Raw genomic sequence first — 22,758 nt, 5'->3', positions numbered from 1 at the left:
AAAGAGTAAAGCAAAGGAATAGTCGCCGCGCAGGAGGTGTTCGTTGCGCGGCTCGAAAAGTGAAACGTTTTTAAAGCGACTTATAGGTTATCAAGAGCTTTTTCTATGTTTGCTTTTACGTCCTTGCTGACCCATTTCGACCACACATCCTCGTGATTAAACATGAAATTTTCTGCCGCGTATTGACCGTCTGCTTGGTTGTCTTCCATCCAAGCCAATAACGCGTTCATTTGCGCATTTGTAAAGGCACGCTTTTCTGTATAGGCATACGCTTCAGGCGCTCTTTTCTTGAAGTCTGCGGTGGTCACTGTGAATACTGGGGAAGGTGGGTACATGGTCACTTTTGGGTTCAAACAGCTGTCTTCGGCAATGCATTTGATATAGTGCTCGGTGTCGACACCGGTACCAAAGTCGACTTTTACCATTTCGTATTTTCCTAAAATGGCGGTAGGAGCCCAGTAGTAACCGAACCACGCTTCCTCACGCTCGTAGGCGCGGCTAAGTGAGCCAGAAAGCCCTGCCGAAGAACCTGGGTCAATCAATTCGAAACCCGCATCTTTAAGATTCAACGCCTTAAATAAATTACCGGCTGTGATCTGACAGCCCCAGCCTGCAGGGCAACCATAAAATGCAGAAACAGAAGGGTCTTCGGAGCTAGGGAAGTCTTTAGCGTGTTTTATGACACCTTGAATCGTTGCAAGTGAAGGGTCTTTGTCGACCATGTATTTCGGCACCCAAAAGCCTTCTTCACCACCGTCGGACAGGGATTTGCCTGCAATGCTTAAACGCCCGTCTGCTACGCCACGATCAATCAGTGCTTTGACGGCATTGGTCCACATTTCTGGTGCGATATCTGGCTGGCCTTTTTCTGCCATGGAAGTACTGGTTGGCATGGTATCGCCGGGTATTAGCTCGGCATCGCAGCCATAGCCGTGCTCTAAGATAAACTTATCGATATTGGCCATTAAAGACGCAGAATTCCAGTTCATGTCGGCGATTTCAACCTTGCCACAACTTTGAGTTGCTGCAAATGATGACGTGGCTGTGAGCGTTAAAAGCCCAGCTAAGATGCTTTTTTTATACATTGGTGTGTTCCTTTTATGTTTTGAGTTATAAATTTTATATCCTTTTAGTTTACACATCTAATTAGTTATATCAAATCCGGCTTTGTTTCTTTCTTTTTGTTTTTTTAAAAATATATACAAAACAATAACTTGCATTTTATTTTTTGTGTTTGTTATGAGATTTTGGTTTTTTATTGTATTTAGATGTAACTATTAATTTGCGAGTGCAAGTTGAGAGCAATAAAAAACCCGACGGTCACTGGTGTGAACGTCGGGTTTTGAATAGGAAGCTGTCTAAGGAAAGAGTTAAATATTTGGTGAGTTGATGTCGAGCATGGGAGCAGCATCAATGTGTTCCGCGTCCATCATCATGGCAATACGTTGTAGCGACGCCAAAATTTGCGTTTGCTCCCAACCTTCTAAAGACTCGAATTCGCCGACAAATTTTTCATGCAACAAAGGCGGTGCTGTGTTTAATATGGTTCGACCTTCAGGGGTCAGTCTTGCGTTTACAATGCGTTTGTCTTTTTGTGCTCGAACTCGCTCTACCAGCTTGCGATCTTCCAAGCGATTAAGAATGGTGGTGACGGTGGCTTGGCTTAAAGAGACACTGTCTGAAATCTTACGGACAGTGACGTCGCCAAGTTCTTCAATAGAGCGAAGTACCATGATTTGCGGGATGGTTAAACCACAGGCTTTTACCACACGTTTGGATTGTAAATCAGTCGCACGAATGATGCGTCGTAAATGAACAAGAACATCGTGCAGGTGTTGTGGTGAGTTAGGCATAGCAATATGAGATCCAAGAAATTTTTGAATTATATGATTTTGTTGGAGCCTGTAAAAGCGAAGATTAAAAAAATATTACAGTTCAAACTATAGCGGTTGTTTGCGATTTATGCCGAAAAAGAAACAACCGCGTATCTGGCGTTATCGTCCTTTTAATTCATCAAACGCTGCAATGGCCGCCAGTCGTGCTGGTTTATAGTCAATAATGGGGGCTGGATATTTGCAGAGTTTTCTCTGTTCCGGTTTGGGGTCATGAATGGATTTAGCGTCCAACTTGCTCAGCTCTGGTACAAAACGCCGGATAAAATCGCCATTCTTATCGTAGGTTTCCGATTGGCGTGTTGGATTAAATACGCGGAAATAGGGTGCTGCGTCACAGCCTGTTGAAGCGCTCCATTGCCAGCCGCCATTGTTGGCAGCGAATTCGCCATCAATTAACTTGCTCATAAAATAGGCTTCGCCTTTTCGCCAATCAGCAAACATGAGTTTGGTAAAGAAGCTGGCGACGATCATTCGCAAACGGTTGTGCATCCAACCGGTTTGGTTCAGTTGTCGCATGGCGGCGTCCACAATTGGGAATCCGGTTCTCCCCTCGCACCAAGCTTGAAATTCGGCGTTGTTATGTCGCCAAATCAGGGCGTCAGTTTCAGGTTTAAAAGGACGATTCATGCACAGAGCGGGAAAGTGAGCCATTAATTGACGATAAAAATCTCGCCACGCGAGCTCTTTCAGCCAAATGCTGTCTTGCCAGCGTCGTTCTTCTTGGTTACAAGTATAGAAAATGGCTTCTAGGCATTGTCTTGGTCCAAGCGCACCCAAAGCAAGGTATGGCGAAAGCGTGCTGGTGGCAGGCTCAATCGGGTAATCTCTGCCTTCTTCATAATGACGCTCTTTGTGATGGCAAAATTGCCAGAGTTTTTGTTTGGCTATGTCTTGGTCAGCGGGCCATAAATCGTCACGGTAGGGCTTTGCCCAAGGTAAATCTAGGGGTTTGACCGTGAGTGCGTCTGCTTGCTTTTCTGGAGCAGGAAATGGGGTGATGTCTTGCTCAGCCAGAAGCGTAATCCAGCGATTAAAAAAAGGCGTGAATACTTTAAATGGTGTTCCTTGCTGGCTTAGTACATCCCGAGGAACAATCAGGTCGGTTGCCTGTACATGGCAGCTGATATCGAGTGACTTTAATGTTTCACAGACAGCTTGATCTCTTTGCTGTTCGTGGATGGGCAGATCTCGATTGAACCAAAAATGTTTGATGTTGTTTGAGGTGCAGAATTGCGCGATCAATTCGGGCAGTGTTTCGAACGTTTCTGTATTTAGGCAATGCAATGGGATACCCAATTGGGCGAGCGTGCCAGACAGGGTATTTATCAGACCGGCACGAAGTCCAGTTTTGGCATCCGATTCGTTATGTTTCGCCCATTGTTTGGGCGTTGGCGTGACCAACACGGCAATGCCTTCTTGAAGCGAACTCGCTTCAAGAAAGGCGAAATGCAGTGCCGGATTGTCCTGACATCTAAGGTCGTTTCGTAACCAAACGAGGTGCGTAATTTTCATTTTTCAGCGCTGCCTTAAACCGTGTTACGGATGCCAAGTGGTGATGGGTAGGGGATGAAATAACTTTGTGAATTAATGTATTCGCTGCCGTAATGCTTTAAATAGTGATGCAGCAAGGTAACAGGTGTTGCTAGGTTTACTTCGCCACGACGGTATTGTTCAACCACGTCTAGAATGTCTTTTCTGACCGAAACATCCACCGCATGCTTCAAATAACCTACTAGGTGCATCAACACGTTGCAGTGGTTTTTACGTGCAGCGGGTTTAGATAAGGTGGTCATGAGTATGTCAAAGTAGGCGGTTTTTAATTCGTTAAACGGACGTTTATCGTTGCCAGATAACATGCGACCCAGTTTGCGATAAATAGGTTGTGAGTGCGCCATGACCATATATTTGTAGCGGCTGTGGAAGGCAATGAGGTCTTTCATTTTGGCGTCTTCTCCCAGGCTGTGGCGAAAGTCATGATGGGTAAATACGCGCAATAAAAAGTTTTCTCGTAACGCTGGGTCATTGAGTCGACCGTCTTCTTCAACGGGAAGTAGTGGATAACGTTGCTGCAATGCCTTGGTAAAAAGTCCTGCACTACGTTGCATGTGGGGATGGCCATTTTCTTGATATACCTTGATGCGTTCCATGCCACAGCTTGGGGATTTCTTCATCAAGATATAGCCATCCAAGTGCGATAAGTTCTCTAGGTATTTATTCGAGGCCGCCATGAATACGTCTGAAACATCTTCTTCGGAATTCTTACTGAAAACCATTCGTGGATTATCGGGGTTGCCTTCTAGACGCAGTGTTGGACGTGGTGTACCAAATCCGGCGGCAACTTCCGGGCAAAATTTTTGATAGTCAAAATAGTGACTGAGTATTTTGTCGCAATAATCAGAATGACTGTGTCCACCGTTGTAGCGTACATTTTCACCCAGTAAGCAGGCGCTGATTCCGACAGGGATTTTGTGCGTTAACTGATCTGGTGATGGTTGAGAATGTGGCATAATTACGTCCTCCAAAAGTCTGTAATGGCGCTTTTAATTTAAGTCTTTTAAGTGTTTGGTTAAGGACATTGCGCTGAGCAATGCGCCTTCGGCATCACCTTGGCAAAGCCAATCGCCAATTAATCCAACCTGATGTTCTGGTGACCACACGAAAGGACGATTTGCTTTGTGCTCGGTAAATCGACTTAAAAACCAACGATGTGGGTCGCCATGTTTTAGCACTCTGTGTTCGGTTATTTCAGAGAAAGCCTGCAGTAATGCATCCGCAATCCAGCCTTTGTCGGTATCGAGGTGGTGTTTCGTCCAACTTGGGTCTGTTTGAATGACCCAGCGGTCTACGTTTTCTAATGGACGCATGGGTTTGTGGTTGTCTTTGATCATTCGCTTGATCGGTGAACCTTTTGGTTCAATCAAGGCACCAAGGTCACAAGGCTCTGTTTCTAGCCACATGGCCCACTGGGATTCATAGTTTTCGCACGCTCGATTGGCTCTTAGTAGTGGCACCGCTAATTTGTCGTGAGTGGCGAGCAAAGAGGCCGCTTGTTGCGCAGGGGTGGCGATAATGAGGCTTTTTGCGATGACAACCGGTTTGTATTTATCGTCTCTTAATAGCCAAGTGGGTTGTTCACTGTCGTTGTTTAACTGATCCAAATGGTGAATTCGAGTGTTGGTGACCAATGTTGCCGCTTCAAGCCAGTGGCGAGTCAATGTGCTCATTTTTGGAACGCCCACAAAAGCTTTTCCCTCTTGATCGTTGCCTTGCTGCCAGGGGGCGATGATATGGTCTTGTGTGAGCGGCTGAAAAAGCGCCAGAGTGTCTAGGTGTTTAGCGAGAATATAGGGGGTTCCTAAATCACAACTGATTTCGTTTTCTAATCGTTTACTGCCTGCGCGCCCGCCACTGCCGCGGCTCTTTTCGATGACACAAACCGATTGACCTGATTGAGCGAGTAAATGCGCACACAAACTTCCAGATAAGCCAGCCCCAATAATAGCCACATCAAAAATGGGTGTGGTTGTCTGATCTAAAATGGATGTGTCCATGGTTTTTACTCTCTTGTTGATGTCTTTCTTATACAATATAGAATCTTGTACAAGAAATGCAACAGTCTTATACAAAAAAAATATTTGTATAGCTTTTTTGTTCTCTGTTAAGTTTAGAACACATCAACTGAATAATTTCACTTTACTAATGATTTTTGGAAAATTTGCATGAGTCAGTCGAGTACATCAAAAAAGACATCCGCCCCAAAGAAAACCGAACTTTTAGATGACATGGTCTTGTTAGACGATGCGTCTTATTTTCCTATCCGAGAGCTGTCGTTAAAAACGGGGGTAAATTCGGTCACGTTGCGAGCGTGGGAGCGTCGTTATGGTTTATTAAAGCCAAAACGAACGGGAAAGGGGCATCGACTTTATGATCAGGGCGATGTGCAGCGTGTTGACGCTATATTACGATGGATTCAGCAAGGTGTGGCGGTCGGTAAGGTTCGGGCTTTGTTGGATCAAGGCGCGTTAGCTGACGAGGCCGTATTGTCCAACGAGTGGCTAGAATGGCAGACATCATTAGTAAACGCAGCGAAAGCCTTTCAAGCTGACAAAATTGAGCAAATGTATCAGCAAATTTTTTCTCAATATCCCGCACAAATCGCGGTGAAGGATTGGTTGCTTCCAAGCTTTGAGCAATTGGGTAAGAGTGCGGCTCTCGCGTTTTGTGAGTCGATTATGTTGGGGGGATTGGTCGCTAGGGTTAACCAAGTTAAAGCTCAACAAAAGTCGCGTTCAAACGTACTTATTACAGGGTTAATGGGGCAGCGGAGTCTTTGGTGTTATATGGCAGCCGCGCTTTTGATGGACAAAGGCTTATCTTGTCGAGTGGTCGCAAATGTTCAGCACAGTGATGATTGGTCAGAGCTGGTCGCTGGTACCAAAGCGTCGTCGGTGCTGGCATTTTGTGAACAGGATGTGGCGAGCAAAACCACTGATTTACTCAATAGTATGCAGCAATGGGAGCGGCCTGTGGGGGTGGTTGGTGCCAGTGTTTGGTTGGCAGCTCATGAAGCCGGTGCGACAACGATCAATGGCGTTAAAGTCTATTCAGACCCTTTCGATGGCGTAATGGATTTTATGAACCAAGTGATTGCGGTACAACAGTAAGGAAAAAACTATTGATTGGATTTATATAATATATTTTTGCAATTTGATGCGGTCATTTATTATCTCTATTAATTAAGTAAAGGAGATAAAAAATGGCTAAGACAATGACTTTCGCAGTAATGCACTTTTCAATTGCGTTTTCGGTCGCGTATCTCATCACTGGCAGTCTATTGGTGGGTGGTTTAGTGGCCATTGTAGAACCGGCAATCAACACCGTTGCTTTTTATTTCCATGAGATTATTTGGAATAAAGTACAGCAATCGGACGTTGCATCAGAATTGAGTAGTACACTTCGTACTGCTGGTGAAAACTACGCTCTGAGATCCATGTGATGTCAGTAAAGTGTGTTGCGCATACAAAAAATAACCCCACTGAAGCATCAGCACCAGTGGGGTTTTTTATATCGTAAACCGATTAGGTTTAAGACATTGGATTGATCAAGAAATACAGTACTACCGCCACAGCGATTGGTGCAGTGAACTTCATGGAAAAATTCCACAGCGTGTACACTGTGCTTGGAAGCTGAAGCTCTTCTTGAGCGAATTTGTCTTTCACTACCCAGCCGGCAAACAAAGCAATAAGGATGCCGCCCAATGGCAACATAATATTGGCTGTGATGTAGTCTAAGAAGTCGAATGTATTCTTGCCGAATAACGTGACATCAGACATGAAGCTGAATGAGCCTAGGCACGCAATTCCCAGTCCCCAAACAACAATTCCTAAACCAATAGAAGCGGTGATTCGTTTCATTTTGAAACGCTCTACCAAGAAGGCCACTGTTGGCTCTAGCAAAGAAATCGCAGAGGTCCATGCCGCAACACCGACTAGAACAAAGAACAAGATGCCAAATAGTTGTCCGAATGGCATTTGTCCAAAGGCAACTGGCAAAGAGATAAACATCAAGCCAGGACCAGCCGCAGGATCCATTCCGTTAGAGAAGATAATAGGGAAGATAGCCAAACCTGCAACCAATGCTACCAGCGTATCCAATGCACCAATTGCCAATACCGTTTTACCGATAGACGCTTTTTGAGTCATGTATGAGCCATAAGCCATGATGGTTCCCATACCCAATGATAGGGTAAAGAACGAGTGACCTAATGCAATTAGCGCTGCGTTCCACGTAAGTTTGCTGAAATCAAACTCGAACATGAAGTTCCAACCCTGAGCAAAACCATCGGTTGTCATGGCATAGCCAAGTAAGATGATCAAAAGAACAAACAACGCAGGCATCATGATGCGAGTGGCTGTTTCAATGCCTTTATTTATACCAGCGGCAACGACGGCAACTGTCATGATGCTGAAGAGTGTGTGCCAACCCAGCAACGTGGCCGGATCCGCCAATAACGCACCAAATGTAGCGCCGGCCGCATCAGATGTTACGCCTAGCATTTCGCCCGTTACCATGGCCTTGATGTAATGTAATACCCAGCCACCCACAACAGAATAGAATGAGAAAATCAAAACGCCAGACAGCATTCCCATGAAGCCAATGATGCCCCAAGAGCGGCTACCTTCTGATTCTTCTGCGACATCGCTTAAGGCGTTGATGGGGTTTTTACGAGCGCGACGGCCAATGAATACTTCGGCCATCATGATTGGGATACCCACCAATAATATGCAAGCCAAATACACTAATACAAAAGCCCCACCACCGTTTTCACCTGTGATGTAAGGAAATTTCCAGATATTACCTAAACCAACAGCGGAACCTGTTGCCGCTAAAATGAAAATCCATCGGCTCGCCCATGAGCCTTGGATTGATGTTTTATTTGTCATAGTTATCTCTAAATGATTGATAGCAATATATAAACAGCGTTCGGAGCTGGTTTCATAGCCAAACCATTGCTTCCCACTTTTACCAGTTTGTTAAGAAACTGGTAAGCAAAGCTCCGAATAGGGGCAGGATTTTCCGAATTTCAGTGCGTTTATGCAACAAAAAAAGACTTTTTTATTCTATTTGCTTCTATTAAGTGCATTTTTTTGAATTTGGTGCGGTATAAATATGAGAAATGTTAGTTATGTAATGATTAGATCTCTAAATAAATGCTGGCCAGGGATTTGTTTTTAAGTATAATGTTTAGACATCAAATCAATTGCTTTCTTTTTCTTGCGACTAAGATGGCAAACATGAGAGAACGACTCAGTTTTGAGAGACGTTAAATACTTTGATTTCTAATGGATAAAGGTATGAATTCAAAAAAAATAGTGTTTTCAGCACCGAGTGCAGCAGATGGAATGGCGATTCACCAGTTAGTGGCATCGTGCCCTCCACTGGACACCAATTCCGTTTATTGCAACTTACTGCAAGCAAGCCATTTTAGTGACACTTCGATAGCAGCGCGTTTAGTAGATGGTGAGTTGGTGGGTTTTGTTTCTGGCTATGTGATCCCTAACCGACCAGACACGTTATTTGTTTGGCAGGTGGCCGTAAGTGAAAAAGCACGTGGTCAGGGACTGGCAAAGAAAATGGTTTCATCACTGCTTGAACGATCTAGCTGTTCTGGCGTGCGTTTCATCGAAACCAGTATTACCGCAACAAATGATGGCTCTTGGGCATTGTTCCGCCGCCTTGCCGATCAACTTAGTACCTCGTTAGAAGAATCTATCCTGTTTGATAAGCAGGATCATTTTAAAGGGCAACACGATACCGAGCATCTCGTTCGAATCGGTCCAATAACCGTGTGATTTAGAAGCCGAGACGCTGGAAAGCTAGGCTTTCGCTCTCGACGTTGTTTTCTAAATACAGCTACTATTTAATTAATTTAAAGGATGATAACAATATGAAAATTTTTGACGAAATTGAATCAGAAGTACAATCTTACGCTCGCTCTTTCCCTCGTGTTTTTCACCGTGCACTGGGTGCGCATTTGTACGACCAAGAAGGCAACCAATACCTCGACTTCTTAGCGGGTGCGGGTACTTTGAACTACGGTCATAACAATCCAGTTTTTAAGAAAAAATTGGTTGAATACATCATGGAAGACGGCATTACACATGGCCTTGATATGCATACAAAGGCCAAAGGCGAGTTTCTGGAAACGTTCAAAAAATACATTTTAGAGCCTCGTGGCCTTGAATACATGATGCAGTTCACCGGTCCAACAGGGACGAATGCGGTTGAAGCCGCATTAAAATTAGCGCGCAACGTTACTGGCCGTGAAAATGTTATTAGTTTCACTAATGGTTTCCATGGCTGTAGTTTGGGGGCGTTATCTGTCACGGGTAACTCCCATCACCGTGGCGCGGCAGGTACAAGTTTGGGTGCTGGTGTTTCAACCGTTCCGTTTGATGGCTATTTGGGCGAGGGTATTGAGACGACAGAATACCTAGACAAAGTGTTGTCTGACTCCAGTAGTGGTGTTGATACACCAGCCGCAGTGATTGTTGAAACTGTGCAAGGTGAAGGTGGCATTAATGCCGCGAGCTTTGGCTGGTTACAAAACTTAGAAGCTGTATGTAAAAAACACGGCGTGCTATTGATTGTCGATGATATTCAGGCAGGTTGTGGTCGTACGGGTACTTTCTTTAGTTTTGAAGACGCTGGTATTAAACCTGACATTGTTACAATGTCTAAATCATTGAGCGGTTATGGTCTTCCGTTTGCGGTTGTTCTAATGCGTCCAGAATTAGATGAATGGAAGCCGGGCGAACATAACGGTACGTTCCGTGGTAATAACCTAGCGTTTGTTACCGCTAAAGTGGCGATTGAAACTTACTGGAAAGACGACGCATTTGAAAAAGAAATCAAGCGCAAAGGTGAGTACATTCATGAGCGTACACAAGCCATCGTTAATGAGTTTGGAGAAGGTAACTTTACCCTTCAAGGTCGAGGTATGATGCGTGGTATCAACTGTGTTAGCGGTGAGTTGGCGGGCAAGATTACCAAGAAATGTTTCCAGAATGGTCTGATGATTGAAACATCAGGTGCTGATGACCAGGTGGTTAAATTCCTTTGCCCTCTAATTATCAGCGATGAAGAACTAAAACAAGGTATTGATATTCTAGAGCGCGCTATTCGTGATGTGTGTGCTAAGGAAGACGACATGCCAGAAGCCAAGAGCTACTTCGATGAGAACTATGACATTGCTGTCTAGTTCCTCTTCTCATGGAACCGCTGCGTTATTTTAACGGTGGTTCCAGTCCCTCACTTGAGTGAAGTAAATAGTAAGTTCGAAACCTCAAGTTTCTTTCGGTACTGATACCGGCATTTAATCGATCTTCGGATCATAAGGAGAAAAGAATGTTTGCACGTGATTTAGCAGAATGTGAAAAAACCGACCGCCGCGTAGTGTCACCAGATGGCAATTGGGAAAGCACACGTTTGTTGTTGAAAGAAGACAACATGGGTTTTTCTTTTCATATTACGACGATTTATGAAGGCAAAGATTTTGATATGCATTATCAAAATCACCTTGAATCTGTGTACTGCATCTCTGGCGAAGGCGAAGTAGAAAGCCGCGAAACAGGCCAAAAACATCATATTAAACCGGGTGTTGTGTATGTCTTAGATAAGCATGATGCGCATACCTTGAGAGCCTTCAAAGAACTGAAATTGGCTTGTGTTTTTAACCCACCAATCACGGGTAAAGAAGTGCATAACTCTGAAGGCGCTTACGAGTTAATTGATTAAGCGTATGTTTTGACGCGAACTCTTTTTAGTTTGCATTGTATTGTGAGCGTTATGCGTCTTTGACTAGTGCGCATAACGTTATACATATTCACTTTTCTGCTGCATCTTATTGTCCTTTATTGTGATTCTGTTTCGTTCAGAAAACATAAATCATAAAGCCTTGTTAGATCACGCTTTGTCTATGGATTACTGTGCTTAAAAAATGCGATTAATGCTTAAATTTTCCGCAACCTTATGACAATATAGCGGCAGTTTTTGACTCCGGTCGAAGTTTGCTTTCGACCCCTAGATAAATTGGGTAAATAATGGGACAACATACAGTTGAAAAAATTGGCGGTACGTCCATGAGTGACTACCGTTCGGTTCGAGATAATATTATTTTCAAGCCAACTCAAGCGAACAACATGTACCAGCGTATTTTTGTTGTTTCTGCTTATGCTGGTATGACAGATAAGCTGTTAGAACACAAAAAAACTGGCGACGCTGGTGTGTTTGCTTTGTTCGCCCAAGAACGTAAGCAAAATAATTGGTTCCCTGCGTTGCAAGACGTACGCGCCGCAATGTTGGAAATAAACCACACCTTGTTTGAAGCGGGTGAGCTGCGTGAAAAAGCCGACGCATTTTTAAATAGCCGTTTGAAAGACGCGCAAGAATGTTTGGAAGACTTACATCGTCTTTGCCAGCATGGTCATTTCTCAATCAGCGAACATCTAGCTACCGTGCGTGAAATGTTAGCCAGTATCGGTGAAGCACACAGTGCTTGGAATACGGCTCATTTATTACAGCGTGATGGCGTAAATGCGGTATTTGTCGATCTAACTGGCTGGAATAGTCCAAGCCATATGTCGCTTGATGAGCGTATTCTTGACGCATTTAAGGGCGTTGATTTGAGCAAAGAGCTACCAATCGCTACGGGTTATGCGCACAGTGAAACGGGTCTAATGTCTACTTTTGACCGTGGTTACAGTGAAATGACCTTTAGCCGAATTGCGGTTTTGACGGAAGCCCGTGAAGCGGTTATCCACAAAGAATTCCATTTGAGCAGTGCTGATCCTCGTTTAGTGGGTGAAAGCAAGGCGGTGCCGATTGGTCGTACGAATTATGACGTGGCGGATCAACTTGCCAACCTTGGAATGGAAGCCATCCACCCGAAAGCGGCGAAAGGCTTACGTCAAAGTGGCATTTCACTGCGCGTGAAAAACACGTTTGAACCAGATCATACAGGTACTTTGATCACGGGTGACTATGTCAGTGACGCACCTTGTGTAGAAATTATCGCGGGTTGTCGTGGTGTATTTGCCGTTGAGCTGTTTGACCAAGACATGGCGGGTGACATTGATAAGTTTGATGTTGCCATTCTAAAAGTACTGAATCAGTTTCATGCTCATATCATTGCGAAAGACATTAATGCCAATACCATTACGCATTATTTAGCGATCAACTTGAAAACCCTAAAGCGTGTTATGCGAGTGTTGCATGAGCGTTTTGAAGACGCAGAAATTACACAGCGTAAAGTGGCGATTGTGTCTGCAATTGGCAGTGACATGAAGACGACGGGTATGCTTGCTAAAGCCGTAAAAGCCATTGCTGAACAAGATGTTAACGTGTTGGCGATGCACCAATCTATGCGTCAGGTAGATATGCAGTTTGTCGTTGATGAAGAAGACTACGAAAAAGCAATTTGCAGCTTACACAAAGAATTGGTAGAAGTGCATAACCATGGCCGCGCCATTTGTTTAGCTTCGTAATCTACCTGTCTCCTCAGTGATCTTAGCGTGTCTTATTAAGGCATTATTCGTATCATTAGCAGATCAAAAAAACCAAGTATGAAAAATACTTGGTTTTTTTATGTCTGCAGGATTTGTTTTTAAGCGTGAATATTGACGTCGAGTACGACTAAATGTCGTTATGTACAATTGGCCCGGCTTGGTTAAATTCATCAACAGTGATGGCTTTACTGACATAGTAGCCTTGGCCAAAGTCGCACTGAAATGACACCAACATTTTCCATTGTTCTCTGGTTTCTATCCCTTCTGCGAGCACTTTGATATTCAATTTGTGCGCCATGGCGATAATGGCCTCGACAATTTTTCTATCATCCGCATCATTCTCTAAATCCATGATAAAGCTGCGATCAATTTTCAGCAGATTAACAGGGAGGTTCTTTAGTTGAGAAAGTGATGAATAGCCTGTACCAAAGTCGTCAATAGCAATGCAAATCCCCATGTCCTTAAAGGTTTGCAGTAAGCCTCTTGCTAGGTGAATGTCTTCTAAGATGGACGTTTCGGTAATCTCAAAACCAATTAAATGGGCAGGGACGTCGTATTCTTTTAACAGCCTTTGTACCACCTCGACAAAGTGCGGATCAGACAACTGACGTGAGGCGAGGTTAATATGCAGTAACAGATCCACTCGACCTTCTTGCTTTCGTTTAGCCAGGTAAGCAATGCTGCTTTCGACAATCCAATAGCCTAACTCAATGATTTTTCCGGTACTTTCGGCCAATGGAATAAAGCTATCAGGAAAGATGAGCCCTTTTTCTGGGTGATTCCAACGAATTAATGCTTCCGCACCAAAAACATGATTTGTGCGAAGGTCGAACTGAGGCTGATAATACATTTCAAATTCGTTTCTCAACAAAGCAAGAGTAAGGTCATCTTCTGCTTTGATGAGGTTATGGGTGCTGATTTTCATGGTTTCTGTATAAAAAGCGAACTGGTTTTTCCCCTGCAATTTGGCTTGATACAGTGCCATGTCAGCATTTTGCATGATGGTCACAAGATCTTGTCCATGTTCTGGGATCATTGCGATACCTAAGGAAGTACTTAGTACATACTCTCGATTGTCTAATTTTGCGGGTGCTCTAATGCCTTGTAGAATTCGGTTGGCGTAGTCTTCTGCTTCTTGTTCGTTATGAATATTTCCTAAGAAAATACCAAATTCGTCACCGCCCAATCGTGCCACAAAGTCCGATTTGTTTTTTAAGGTGTTTAATCGCTCACCGACGATCATTAACACTTGGTCACCAACATCGTGACCTATGGTGTCGTTAATGCGTTTAAAATTGTCCAGATCAAAATAAATAAACGCGGAAATACGGCGATATTTCACATTGCTGGATAATATTTTGGGTAAGTTGTCTTGTAGGAAGCGGCGATTAGGTAATTTAGTGAGAGGGTCTTTGTAGGCTAATTCTTCAAGTTCTGCTGTTTTTTCTTTCACTAGATTTCTTAGCTTTAAGGGCTGAACTAAAATCGCATACAAGGCAATAGACAATAACAGTGCAACCAGTAAGCTGAAGCCGTATCCGGTGACACTTCTCTCTTTCAGCTGACCGTCAAGTGCTTTGCTTATTTTAAGATTCCAAGTGCCAACGGGTAAAATGAGATCGGTTGACGCTTGTATGTCTGTCAATGGGCTTAATGAGGAGGACAAGACAATCGTTTTTCTACTCGTGGCGTGTTGTCTTGATAAACTGTATTGATAGCCTTCACTTTCCAATCGCTTTAGTTGCGTGGCTTCTAGTAAGTTATCTAAATAAATAACCGCTGAAGCAAACCCCCAAAAAAGTTCTCGTTGTGTGTCTTTATGCAAAAAAATGGGCGCACGACTGATGACTGCCACACCCCCTTGTACTAAAGCAACAGGCCCGATGACAAACATGCGATGATTGGAAATGGACAGCATGGCTTCTTGTTTAAATCTGTCGGTGGTTAAAATGTCTAAGCCGATTGCCGCCTCATTGCCTTCCATTGGGTAAATGTCTGAAATAATACCGTCAGGGGCTAATTGCAAATTTTCAATACCACCGATGGAGTCGATCAACTTATTGGCATAACTAGGGAACCATTCGCCAGCGCCATTATTTTGTTCGACTTCATAGGCTAGGATTTGAGCAGAGGTGAACGCAGAAGACAGTCGTCTTTCTAATACAGAGGCTTGAGTGCGAGAGACGCCGCTTAGCAAGGATTGCTGTTGATTAACAATGGATTGGTTTGTTGACTGAGTCCAATAACCTCCAAAGGATGCAATGGCAAAGAAAGCAATCAATGAAATAATTAAGGCGGAAGGCTGCTTAAATTCGGCTTTCTTCAACTAACTGTCCTTTACTGGTAATGGATGAAACATATGAAGATTATATCGGTCGGTGTGTATCGACTTGATGACATATCTCATCAATAAATACGGCCATTAATTGTACGAATTATAATCTAAATTCCGTGTAATGTTTTTAATTTTTTGTCGTGTTAATTGAAAGTTTATGTCCCTTTTTGCTGTCATTTGGCATCACCACGTTGCCCTAAAAACAACGTGGCTTGCTTTAAAAAACTAAGCTAGTGCAAGGAATAAACCTGCAATGGCAATAACGCTGCCTGTTACGCGAGTTACAATAGGCGCTTGGAAGCGAGCAATAACAGCCCCAAAACCAATGCCCACAACATGCAACAACGCAGTCGCGACCGCAAAGCCCAATGCGTATTCCGCGCCGTTAGCATTCAGTGGCATTTCTAAGCCGTGAGCGGCGCCGTGGAAAATAGCAAACAACCCAGCAATACCGGCACAAGTAACAACAGAGAAGCGTGCAGCGCCAAGAAGCAATGCGCCCATCAGAATCACTGACAAGACAATACCTTGCTCAATGAAAGGAACCTGTACGCCAGCAACGGCCAAAGCGCCACCAACCAACATAGTCCCAACAAATGCAGCCGGTACAGCCCACAAAGCACGGCCGCCAAGGCTCGCAGCCCAAAGGCCAATGGCTAACATCGCTAATAAATGATCTAAACCACCCATAGGGTGCATAAAGCCAGTCATAAAACTCGTAGTGTGTTCGTGTCCAGGATGAGCCAATGCAAGAGCTGGTATTGCCGCAACCAGTGCCGCCAATCCCATTTTAAGCGTAGATAAACGCATGGTGTTGTCTCCAAAAAAATATATAAATAAAAGACCTTATAAAATAGTCTTCCCTAACCACCGCTCTTGCGGCTGGAAGTGAAGATTCTAACATACCTAATGACATGATAAGTTGAATGATGTCACTGAGCTCTAACGATTTTTTCAGTTTGTCGTGTCTAAACGATAAGGCTATAGTCTTGCGAATAAGAAAAAGGATAACAAGAGGGACACAGATGGCAAGTGGTTGGGCGCAAGATGGCGCGGTACAAGATCAAATAGACGCAACGGTTGATTCCGAAGTGGAACGCGCAAAAAACAGCATGCCAAAAGGCGAGAGCCTGACTCATTGTGAAGAATGCGATGCAGTGATTCCTGAGCCGCGTCGCAAAGCGATTCAAGGTGTACGTTTGTGTATCCAATGCCAGTCTGAGCAAGAGAAGAAAGGCCGTTCTGCTTTGTACAATCGAGCTGGCAGTAAAGACAGCCAACTAAGATAATGATTTATCTCATTGGTTAACGAGAATTTCCCCTGCTTGAATGCCTGCAATATGGTAAGGTTTCGCCTATCTAAAAGGGCGTTTTGACAACGAATCTGATGCTCTGTTTCTTTCAGAATTAATAAGGATGAGGTTGTGGCCGACACTTACTCAACAGAAGTAAATAAATTAGAAAAATTACGCGCAGCTTGGCTTCCAGCAGTAGAGTTTCTTTTTGGCAAAGCGGTTGCTGACGCTAAGTTTGATGGCTTTGAGGTCAGTGATGGTATTGCCAAACCTGGTGCTGTATTTAAACACCCAGATGAGCCATATCGTTATAACATTCAAATGCCAGCCCGAGTATTCAGCAATGATGTCATGCTGTTGGCGGATGTTATTCAAGAGATGGTGCGCGGCCAATATCCAGTTGGCTTTGACGGCGCTACTACGCCAGCCTTGTGTGAAGGCGTTGCTGTTTTTGGAGCGATTACCGCCATCAAACAAGTATTCGGTGAGGAGTCTGTCGACTCGTATTTGAACGCGTTGCGTGAACAAGCTTTTCCTTATTACGACGCGTTCTCTTACGTCGCCGTATTGCTGGCGGAAGATCCTGAAGCGATCAAAAAGCTACGTGAGGTTCAGCCGTTTTTATACAACGTAGAGCGTGCCGATTTTGACACGGCTCAAATAAACATTGATCGGAAAATCAAAGACATTCTTTTATTGGCATTTCGTGCTTAACGAACGTTTTCAGCGATCAGACATAAAATGCCGCGTAATCGCGGCATTTTTGTTGGTTACTTTTTATTGAAATTGGTCTCAGCCTTTCAGCTCGGACAACTCTTCACTGAACCAAATTTTGCGTTTAAAACGTGGGTTTTTAGACGACATATCGATTTTGTAAGGGTTTGGCTCATGAGTTTGTGGCAGGTCAAGAATGTTGCAAAGCTCTTGAGCTAGCCATTTTTCTACTTTTAGCACGACCATTTTCTTACGTAAGCGACCTTGCTCATCACGGTTCAAAATCGTTGGTAAGGTGTTTAGGGTCAAAATTTCACCAATCGCTGGGTGCGCCATGCGCTCACGACCTTCATCGCTGGCATAAAAATGCGATACCGCAAACACCATACGTTCGGGATTGATTTGCTGCAAGAACTGGCAAGATTTCACCACGGTAGAGCCGGTACGAACCATATCATCGAACAACACAATGCTCGCGCCATCTAGACCGTCGAATGTGTGTTCGCTTTCTTTGTGTAGAGTGATTTCTACTTTGCGTTCAGCGGTGCGGTCTTTATCCAGCATGATGAATTTTGCTTTTTTCAGACCCAGTGTTTTGAACATTTCTTTAACGAAATCACGTGCGCCTTTGTCTGGTGCGCAAAGCACAAGCCCTTCACCGTCTTCACCGTAATTCAAAATGTTTGAATTTAGTAAATAGTGCGCGTAAATCTCATAAGGGATTAGGTTATGGAAATCACCACCAAACACTTCGGTAAACATTTTTTGAACAGAGTCTGAGTGGTTGTGAATGGTCATCACTGTATCCACACCAGACAGTTTTAATAGTTGAGCATAGAGTTTCGCCGTAAACGGCTGGCCGTCGAACTTTTTAACGTCTTGGATATCGCGTTCAAAGCTGGTTTCACCAAGGCTCTTATGAGGGCCACGATCTTGGGCGCTGTAAAATAGATCTGGCTCAACCAGAATGACGCGGTCGGCACCGTTTTCTTTTGCAGCACGAGCGATGATTAAGTTTGCCATTGCCAATTCTTGGCGACTTTTTACATGGCTTCCAGTGCTCACAATAATGACAGACTTGCCTTTTAATTTGCGGCCAATGTTATCGAAATCTGCTTCGTCAGAAATGAAACGCGGGCAAAATTCGGAGTTCATGAACTGCTTCATACTGATCAAATCAGCAATGTCTTCGTGTTGGCCCATTGCATAGGCGACATCAATAGCGAAAGGGTTATCGGAAGAGTTACTAACTACAACAACATTAGTTGACTGGCCGGTCGACAAAGTCATGGAAGATCCTTAACTAAGGGGTAGGGGAATTTGCGCTGATTTTAATACTTGTGGGCGTATTTCGATAGGGTTGATTACGGATAAATGGCATTTTTATGTCGAACTAGTAAGTTAGCGCGGTTTCTTGAATTTAAAATTGAATGACAAATTTTCTGTTTGGTGGCCGTTTGGCAGTGAGGGATTAATAGGAAAGGCCGTATTTTATTCATTGATATCAATAAGGTGTAGCCAGTTTAGGAGGAATTGATTTAGTGAGGTAAAGACGAAAAATTGCTATTTATTCGTCTTTACCGCCACTTTTCAGCGGTTACCGCATTGCTGATAACAGCTGGGTGATCTTGGGCAGACGGCGCCACGAGAGCAAATTAGTCGAGCGTCGTTGTCGATCCCCCGTTCCACCCAATTGATGTTGAGAATTTTCGCCACGCTCATGAGGTCCTTTTTAATGCTTTTGGGGATATGTGCGGAGCCTCCACCTTTGACGCACGTTTGTTTTAAATCATGGGCGATGGACAGCGCATCTTTGCCTTGGGCGTTGATCGCTGGGTTCAAATCGATGCCAGAACACAGTACGTGGCTATTCCCAGCTAGGTCTTCTACTTTGATGGACTCACAAGCGTAAATTCGCGGTTCGTCACCAACGTTAAGTATCGATATTTGCGCCGAGGTACCCGTGCTGGGTTCGCTGATTTTGCGAAACACAGACCAGTGTTGGCAAGGATCTTCCACTGTGCTCATGTTTCCCCATGGCAGTGGAATGCCATTCCCACGATACACGGCTTTAAGTTTACCCGGTGCGTAGGCATCAAAATAATGCCAATGTGGATAGGGAGACGTGGCGGTCATACGGCGCATAGCGACAGACTCTGACACGCCCGCCAATTTCGCCGTGTGAATTTCATATCCGTTGCGATCGAGCAGGTGTCGAAAAGGTACTTTGGGGCACAGTAACGCGCCAGCAAAGAAGCTGCACTCGAAGTCTCGCCATGCGTAAAGAATGTCTTGGGCGTCCATACCCGATGATTGTATTTTGGCCGTCTGCGCTTGCAGTGGTGAAATTTCGTTACGCCCAGTGACCAAGACATTTTTGAGGCCGTCTTTATCGTGTAATACGGTGTGACCTATGTGTACGGCCAGGTTGTACTTCAAGCGTTGTGGCTGTGACTTCATGATCTGATTGATGTAAATGGTGCTTGGCGGATCAAAAAAGGATGTGACCACGTGGCTTTCACTGATGCCCATTTCTTGTAATACCGCCAAAGGCGTTTTGCGGAACCACTTGATTTGCAGTCCCATTTGTTTGGTGATGTCGACAATCTCGTCAAGGCTCAATGGCAAGCGTTTGAGTCCGACTTCTTCTGCCGCGCGCTCTAAATCTGGGAAATGGTTTTGATGGTGTTCTTGGTGAGCGCGAATCAATAGATGCGCAAATTGGCGACCGCTGGTGCCCGTTTGGGAGAGCATCTCAGGAATGGCAATCTGCAAGATTTCTTTGGAGAATAAAAAGTTTGGTTCTAACGCCATGCCATCGATACCACCACCGGAGCCTTTTGATGGCGTAATGGCTTCTTCTTCGGGAATATCGTCTAAAAACCATTCAACATTTTTTTGAAAAACGCTGGCAATAACCTGTAAAACGTCTTCACTTGGAATGCGTTTCCCCCGTTCTATCATCGACAAATATGACACCGATGGCGCACATTCTGCGTCGATTTTTATACATCGTGCCGACAGGTCTTCCATCGTCAAACGGTTGCGTTTACGGAGGTTGCGGATCTTTGTGCCCAGAAAATGGGCTTTGCGGTTGAGGCTATTTTTATTTTTCATTTTTGTAAAATTTACACTGTGTAATTCTTATTGTGAAATTTTAGCTTAGTTGCGCATAGACTATAAATCAAGCAATCGTTAACGAGTTCAAACGCATTGCTAACCATACGAGCCAGATAAAAAAAGAAAAAGGAAAGTAACGATGAATATGCCTCAACCTAAAAATAACAGTGAAATTCATCCCGGGTTTTGTCGCTTCATCAATGAAGAAGTGCTGCCTCTTCACGCCATCGATCAGACAAGGTTTTGGCGAGACCTAGAACAGTTAATGATCGATTTGGCTCCCATAAATCGCCAATTGTTGGCGACTCGAGACGCGCTACAGCAACAGATTGACCAATGGCACCTTGCTCATAAAGGTCAAGCCATGGACATAAAAGCGTATGACTCTTTTTTGCGCGAGATTGGTTACATCGTCACAGAAGGTGAAGATTTCAGCATTACCACGACCAACGTGGACGCAGAAATTGCCAGTTTGGCTGGGCCTCAGCTAGTTGTACCGGTGAAGAACGCACGTTTTGCATTAAACGCTGCGAACGCTCGCTGGGGAAGCTTGTACGATGCCTTTTACGGAACGGATGTTATTCCTAAAACGGGCGAACTTGCGACGAGCAAAAGCTACAACTCAATCCGTGGCGATCAGGTTATCAGTAAAGCCAAGGCTTTCTTGGATGAAGTGTTTCCACTGGAAACGGGGTCACACAATGACGTGACGAGTTACGTTGTTTACTACCATCACTTGTTGGCCTTTTTCGATGATGGCAGTCAAAGCGGATTAAAACAGCCATGTCAGCTGGTGGCTGTGAACGGTCAACGCAGCGAACCAGAGGCCATTTTATTAAAGAACAACGGATTACACGTAGAGATTCAGTTTGATCGTAATGGCAAAAATGGGGCAAAAGACAAAGCCAATATCAATGACATCGTCATCGAATCGGCGCTGAGCACCATTATTGATTGTGAAGATTCTGTGGCTGCGGTGGACGCCGAAGACAAAATAGAAGTTTACCGCAATTGGTTAGGGCTGATGCAAGGCACGTTAGAGGCAAGCTTTGAAAAGGACGGTCAGCGCCAAACGCGTCGAATGAATCCTGACCGTATTTTCACCGATTTAGATAACCAAGAATACCGCGTACATGGTCGTTCGCTTTTATTAGTGCGCAATGTTGGGCACTTGATGGAATGCGATCTGATGCAAGACGCATTAGGTAACTTTGTTCCAGAAGGCATTATGGACGCGGTGGTCACAATATTGATTGGCGCGCTTGATCTACAGCGTACCGAAGGCATGCGCAACAGCCGAACAGGTAGCATATATGTGGTGAAACCTAAGATGCATGGCCCAGAGGAAGTGGCGTTCAGCTGTGAATTATTTCGCCGTGTGGAAGAGATGCTGGGCTTGCCAGAAAACACAGTGAAAATCGGCATCATGGATGAAGAACGTCGTACCACAGTGAATTTAAAAGAGTGTATCCGTCAGGCGAAATCTCGGGTGTTTTTTATCAATACCGGCTTTTTAGATCGTACCGGTGACGAAATTCACACCAGCATGCAGGCCGGTGCATTTTTGCCAAAAGATCAGATTAAGAACCAACCTTGGATTCAGGCGTATGAAAACCGCAATGTGGACATCGGCTTGCGCTGTGGCTTACCAGGCAAAGCGCAAATCGGCAAAGGCATGTGGGCCATGCCTGATGATATGGCGGCCATGATGACGGCTAAAATTGCGCACCCAAAAGCCGGAGCCAATACAGCGTGGGTGCCTTCGCCAACGGCGGCGACCTTACACGCACTGCACTATCACCAAGTGAATGTGTTTGAAGTGCAAGATCGGATTAAGACGCGAGAGCAAGCCAGTTTAACGGACTTGCTGACGATTCCGACGATCCCAAGCAATTTGACGTTGTCGAATCAAGTGATTGATCGAGAAATAGAGAACAACGTGCAGGGATTATTGGGTTACGTGGTGCGCTGGGTTGAGGCGGGCGTAGGTTGTTCGAAGGTGCCTGATATTAACAATATTGGATTAATGGAAGACCGTGCGACCTTGCGTATTTCCAGCCAGCATTTAGCGAATTGGTTGTTGCATGGTGTGTGCAGCAAAGAACAGATCGATGCAGTGATGCAGCGTATGGCGCACGTCGTGGATGAGCAAAATACAGCCACTGAAGGCTATCGTCCAATGGCGCCTAATACGCAAAACAGCTTTGCCTTTAAAGCGGCGCAAGATTTGATTTTTAAAGGTGTGATTCAAGCAAATGGCTACACCGAACCGTTATTGCACGCTTATCGACTACGTGTAAAAGAAGCGAATTGAGTTAAGTGATTTTTAATGT

19 protein-coding genes are annotated in these 22,758 nt (G+C 44.5%); 9 read left to right on the top strand and 10 right to left on the bottom strand.

The window, feature by feature from the left end; translation table 11 throughout:
* Positions 1–80 precede the first annotated feature (80 nt).
* The 5 genes from N5P32_RS07990 to N5P32_RS07970 all read right to left on the bottom strand — a co-directional run bounded on the left by N5P32_RS07990 (position 81) and on the right by N5P32_RS07970 (position 5,446).
* Positions 81–1,085, bottom strand: coding sequence for an ABC transporter substrate-binding protein (locus tag N5P32_RS07990; protein ID WP_265728567.1), 1,005 nt, complete (start codon positions 1,083–1,085; stop codon positions 81–83).
* Between the two features lie 285 nt (positions 1,086–1,370).
* The gene (locus N5P32_RS07985) at positions 1,371–1,853 is read right to left on the bottom strand and encodes a MarR family winged helix-turn-helix transcriptional regulator (RefSeq protein ID WP_265728566.1); all 483 of its coding nucleotides are present in this window, start codon (positions 1,851–1,853) and stop codon (positions 1,371–1,373) included.
* A gap of 141 nt (positions 1,854–1,994) precedes the next feature.
* A complete protein-coding gene (gene phrB, locus N5P32_RS07980; RefSeq protein ID WP_265728565.1) occupies positions 1,995–3,407 on the bottom strand; it encodes a deoxyribodipyrimidine photo-lyase in 1,413 nt (470 codons plus the stop codon).
* Positions 3,408–3,421: 14 nt separating this feature from the next.
* Positions 3,422–4,402: a YbgA family protein gene (locus N5P32_RS07975; protein ID WP_265728564.1), complete on the bottom strand. Its 981-nt coding sequence runs from the start codon at positions 4,400–4,402 to the stop codon at positions 3,422–3,424.
* 33 nt (positions 4,403–4,435) lie between these two features.
* Positions 4,436–5,446, bottom strand: a complete 1,011-nt coding sequence (locus N5P32_RS07970; protein ID WP_265728563.1) for an NAD(P)/FAD-dependent oxidoreductase — start codon at positions 5,444–5,446, stop codon at positions 4,436–4,438.
* Positions 5,447–5,614: 168 nt separating this feature from the next.
* On the opposite strand from N5P32_RS07970, the gene N5P32_RS07965 reads away from it, so the two are divergent.
* Both N5P32_RS07965 and N5P32_RS07960 read left to right on the top strand, forming a co-directional pair.
* Complete coding sequence (locus N5P32_RS07965) at positions 5,615–6,559, top strand: MerR family transcriptional regulator (RefSeq protein WP_265728562.1); 945 nt, start codon at positions 5,615–5,617, stop codon at positions 6,557–6,559.
* Positions 6,560–6,651: 92 nt separating this feature from the next.
* Positions 6,652–6,891: a DUF2061 domain-containing protein gene (locus N5P32_RS07960; protein WP_265728561.1), complete on the top strand. Its 240-nt coding sequence runs from the start codon at positions 6,652–6,654 to the stop codon at positions 6,889–6,891.
* 88 nt (positions 6,892–6,979) lie between these two features.
* Here N5P32_RS07960 and N5P32_RS07955 read toward each other — a convergent pair whose 3' ends face one another.
* Entirely contained in the window at positions 6,980–8,338 is a 1,359-nt protein-coding gene (locus N5P32_RS07955; protein WP_265728560.1) for a sodium-dependent transporter, read from the bottom strand.
* A 411-nt stretch (positions 8,339–8,749) separates the two neighbouring features.
* Between N5P32_RS07955 and ectA the strand changes: the two genes are divergently transcribed.
* From ectA to N5P32_RS07935, 4 genes are all read left to right on the top strand, one after another.
* Positions 8,750–9,247: a diaminobutyrate acetyltransferase gene (gene ectA / locus N5P32_RS07950; RefSeq protein WP_265728559.1), complete on the top strand. Its 498-nt coding sequence runs from the start codon at positions 8,750–8,752 to the stop codon at positions 9,245–9,247.
* A gap of 95 nt (positions 9,248–9,342) precedes the next feature.
* Positions 9,343–10,656 carry a diaminobutyrate--2-oxoglutarate transaminase gene (gene ectB, locus N5P32_RS07945; protein ID WP_265728558.1) on the top strand — a complete coding sequence of 438 codons (1,314 nt, stop codon included), beginning with the start codon at positions 9,343–9,345 and terminating at the stop codon, positions 10,654–10,656.
* A 146-nt stretch (positions 10,657–10,802) separates the two neighbouring features.
* Positions 10,803–11,192: an ectoine synthase gene (locus N5P32_RS07940; protein WP_265728557.1), complete on the top strand. Its 390-nt coding sequence runs from the start codon at positions 10,803–10,805 to the stop codon at positions 11,190–11,192.
* Between the two features lie 305 nt (positions 11,193–11,497).
* Entirely contained in the window at positions 11,498–12,940 is a 1,443-nt protein-coding gene (locus N5P32_RS07935) for an aspartate kinase (RefSeq protein ID WP_265728556.1), read from the top strand.
* Positions 12,941–13,088: 148 nt separating this feature from the next.
* On the opposite strand, the gene N5P32_RS07930 is transcribed toward N5P32_RS07935, so the two are convergent.
* Together N5P32_RS07930 and N5P32_RS07925 are read right to left on the bottom strand one after the other, a co-directional pair.
* Positions 13,089–15,287 carry a putative bifunctional diguanylate cyclase/phosphodiesterase gene (locus N5P32_RS07930; protein ID WP_265728555.1) on the bottom strand — a complete coding sequence of 733 codons (2,199 nt, stop codon included), beginning with the start codon at positions 15,285–15,287 and terminating at the stop codon, positions 13,089–13,091.
* 234 nt (positions 15,288–15,521) lie between these two features.
* On the bottom strand, positions 15,522–16,106 hold the full coding sequence (locus tag N5P32_RS07925) for a HupE/UreJ family protein (protein ID WP_265728554.1): 585 nt from the start codon (positions 16,104–16,106) through the stop codon (positions 15,522–15,524).
* A gap of 215 nt (positions 16,107–16,321) precedes the next feature.
* Here N5P32_RS07925 and N5P32_RS07920 point away from each other — a divergent pair, with 215 nt between their 5' ends.
* Both N5P32_RS07920 and N5P32_RS07915 read left to right on the top strand, forming a co-directional pair.
* Complete coding sequence (locus N5P32_RS07920) at positions 16,322–16,585, top strand: DksA/TraR family C4-type zinc finger protein (RefSeq protein WP_100185968.1); 264 nt, start codon at positions 16,322–16,324, stop codon at positions 16,583–16,585.
* A 135-nt stretch (positions 16,586–16,720) separates the two neighbouring features.
* Complete coding sequence (locus N5P32_RS07915) at positions 16,721–17,305, top strand: hypothetical protein (protein WP_265728553.1); 585 nt, start codon at positions 16,721–16,723, stop codon at positions 17,303–17,305.
* Positions 17,306–17,383: 78 nt separating this feature from the next.
* Here the strand turns inward: N5P32_RS07915 and N5P32_RS07910 are convergent, their stop codons facing one another.
* Together N5P32_RS07910 and N5P32_RS07905 are read right to left on the bottom strand one after the other, a co-directional pair.
* The gene (locus N5P32_RS07910; RefSeq protein ID WP_265728552.1) at positions 17,384–18,595 is read right to left on the bottom strand and encodes a ribose-phosphate diphosphokinase; all 1,212 of its coding nucleotides are present in this window, start codon (positions 18,593–18,595) and stop codon (positions 17,384–17,386) included.
* A gap of 300 nt (positions 18,596–18,895) precedes the next feature.
* Entirely contained in the window at positions 18,896–20,422 is a 1,527-nt protein-coding gene (locus N5P32_RS07905; RefSeq protein ID WP_265728551.1) for a DUF3612 domain-containing protein, read from the bottom strand.
* A 142-nt stretch (positions 20,423–20,564) separates the two neighbouring features.
* Here N5P32_RS07905 and N5P32_RS07900 point away from each other — a divergent pair, with 142 nt between their 5' ends.
* Entirely contained in the window at positions 20,565–22,739 is a 2,175-nt protein-coding gene (locus tag N5P32_RS07900; RefSeq protein ID WP_265728550.1) for a malate synthase G, read from the top strand.
* Positions 22,740–22,758 lie beyond the last annotated feature (19 nt).

The organism is Marinomonas pontica (assembly GCF_026191375.1).
Lineage (GTDB): Bacteria > Pseudomonadota > Gammaproteobacteria > Pseudomonadales > Marinomonadaceae > Marinomonas > Marinomonas pontica.
Note: the sequence above shows the minus strand (reverse complement) of the source record. Positions and strands in the feature narration are given on the sequence as shown.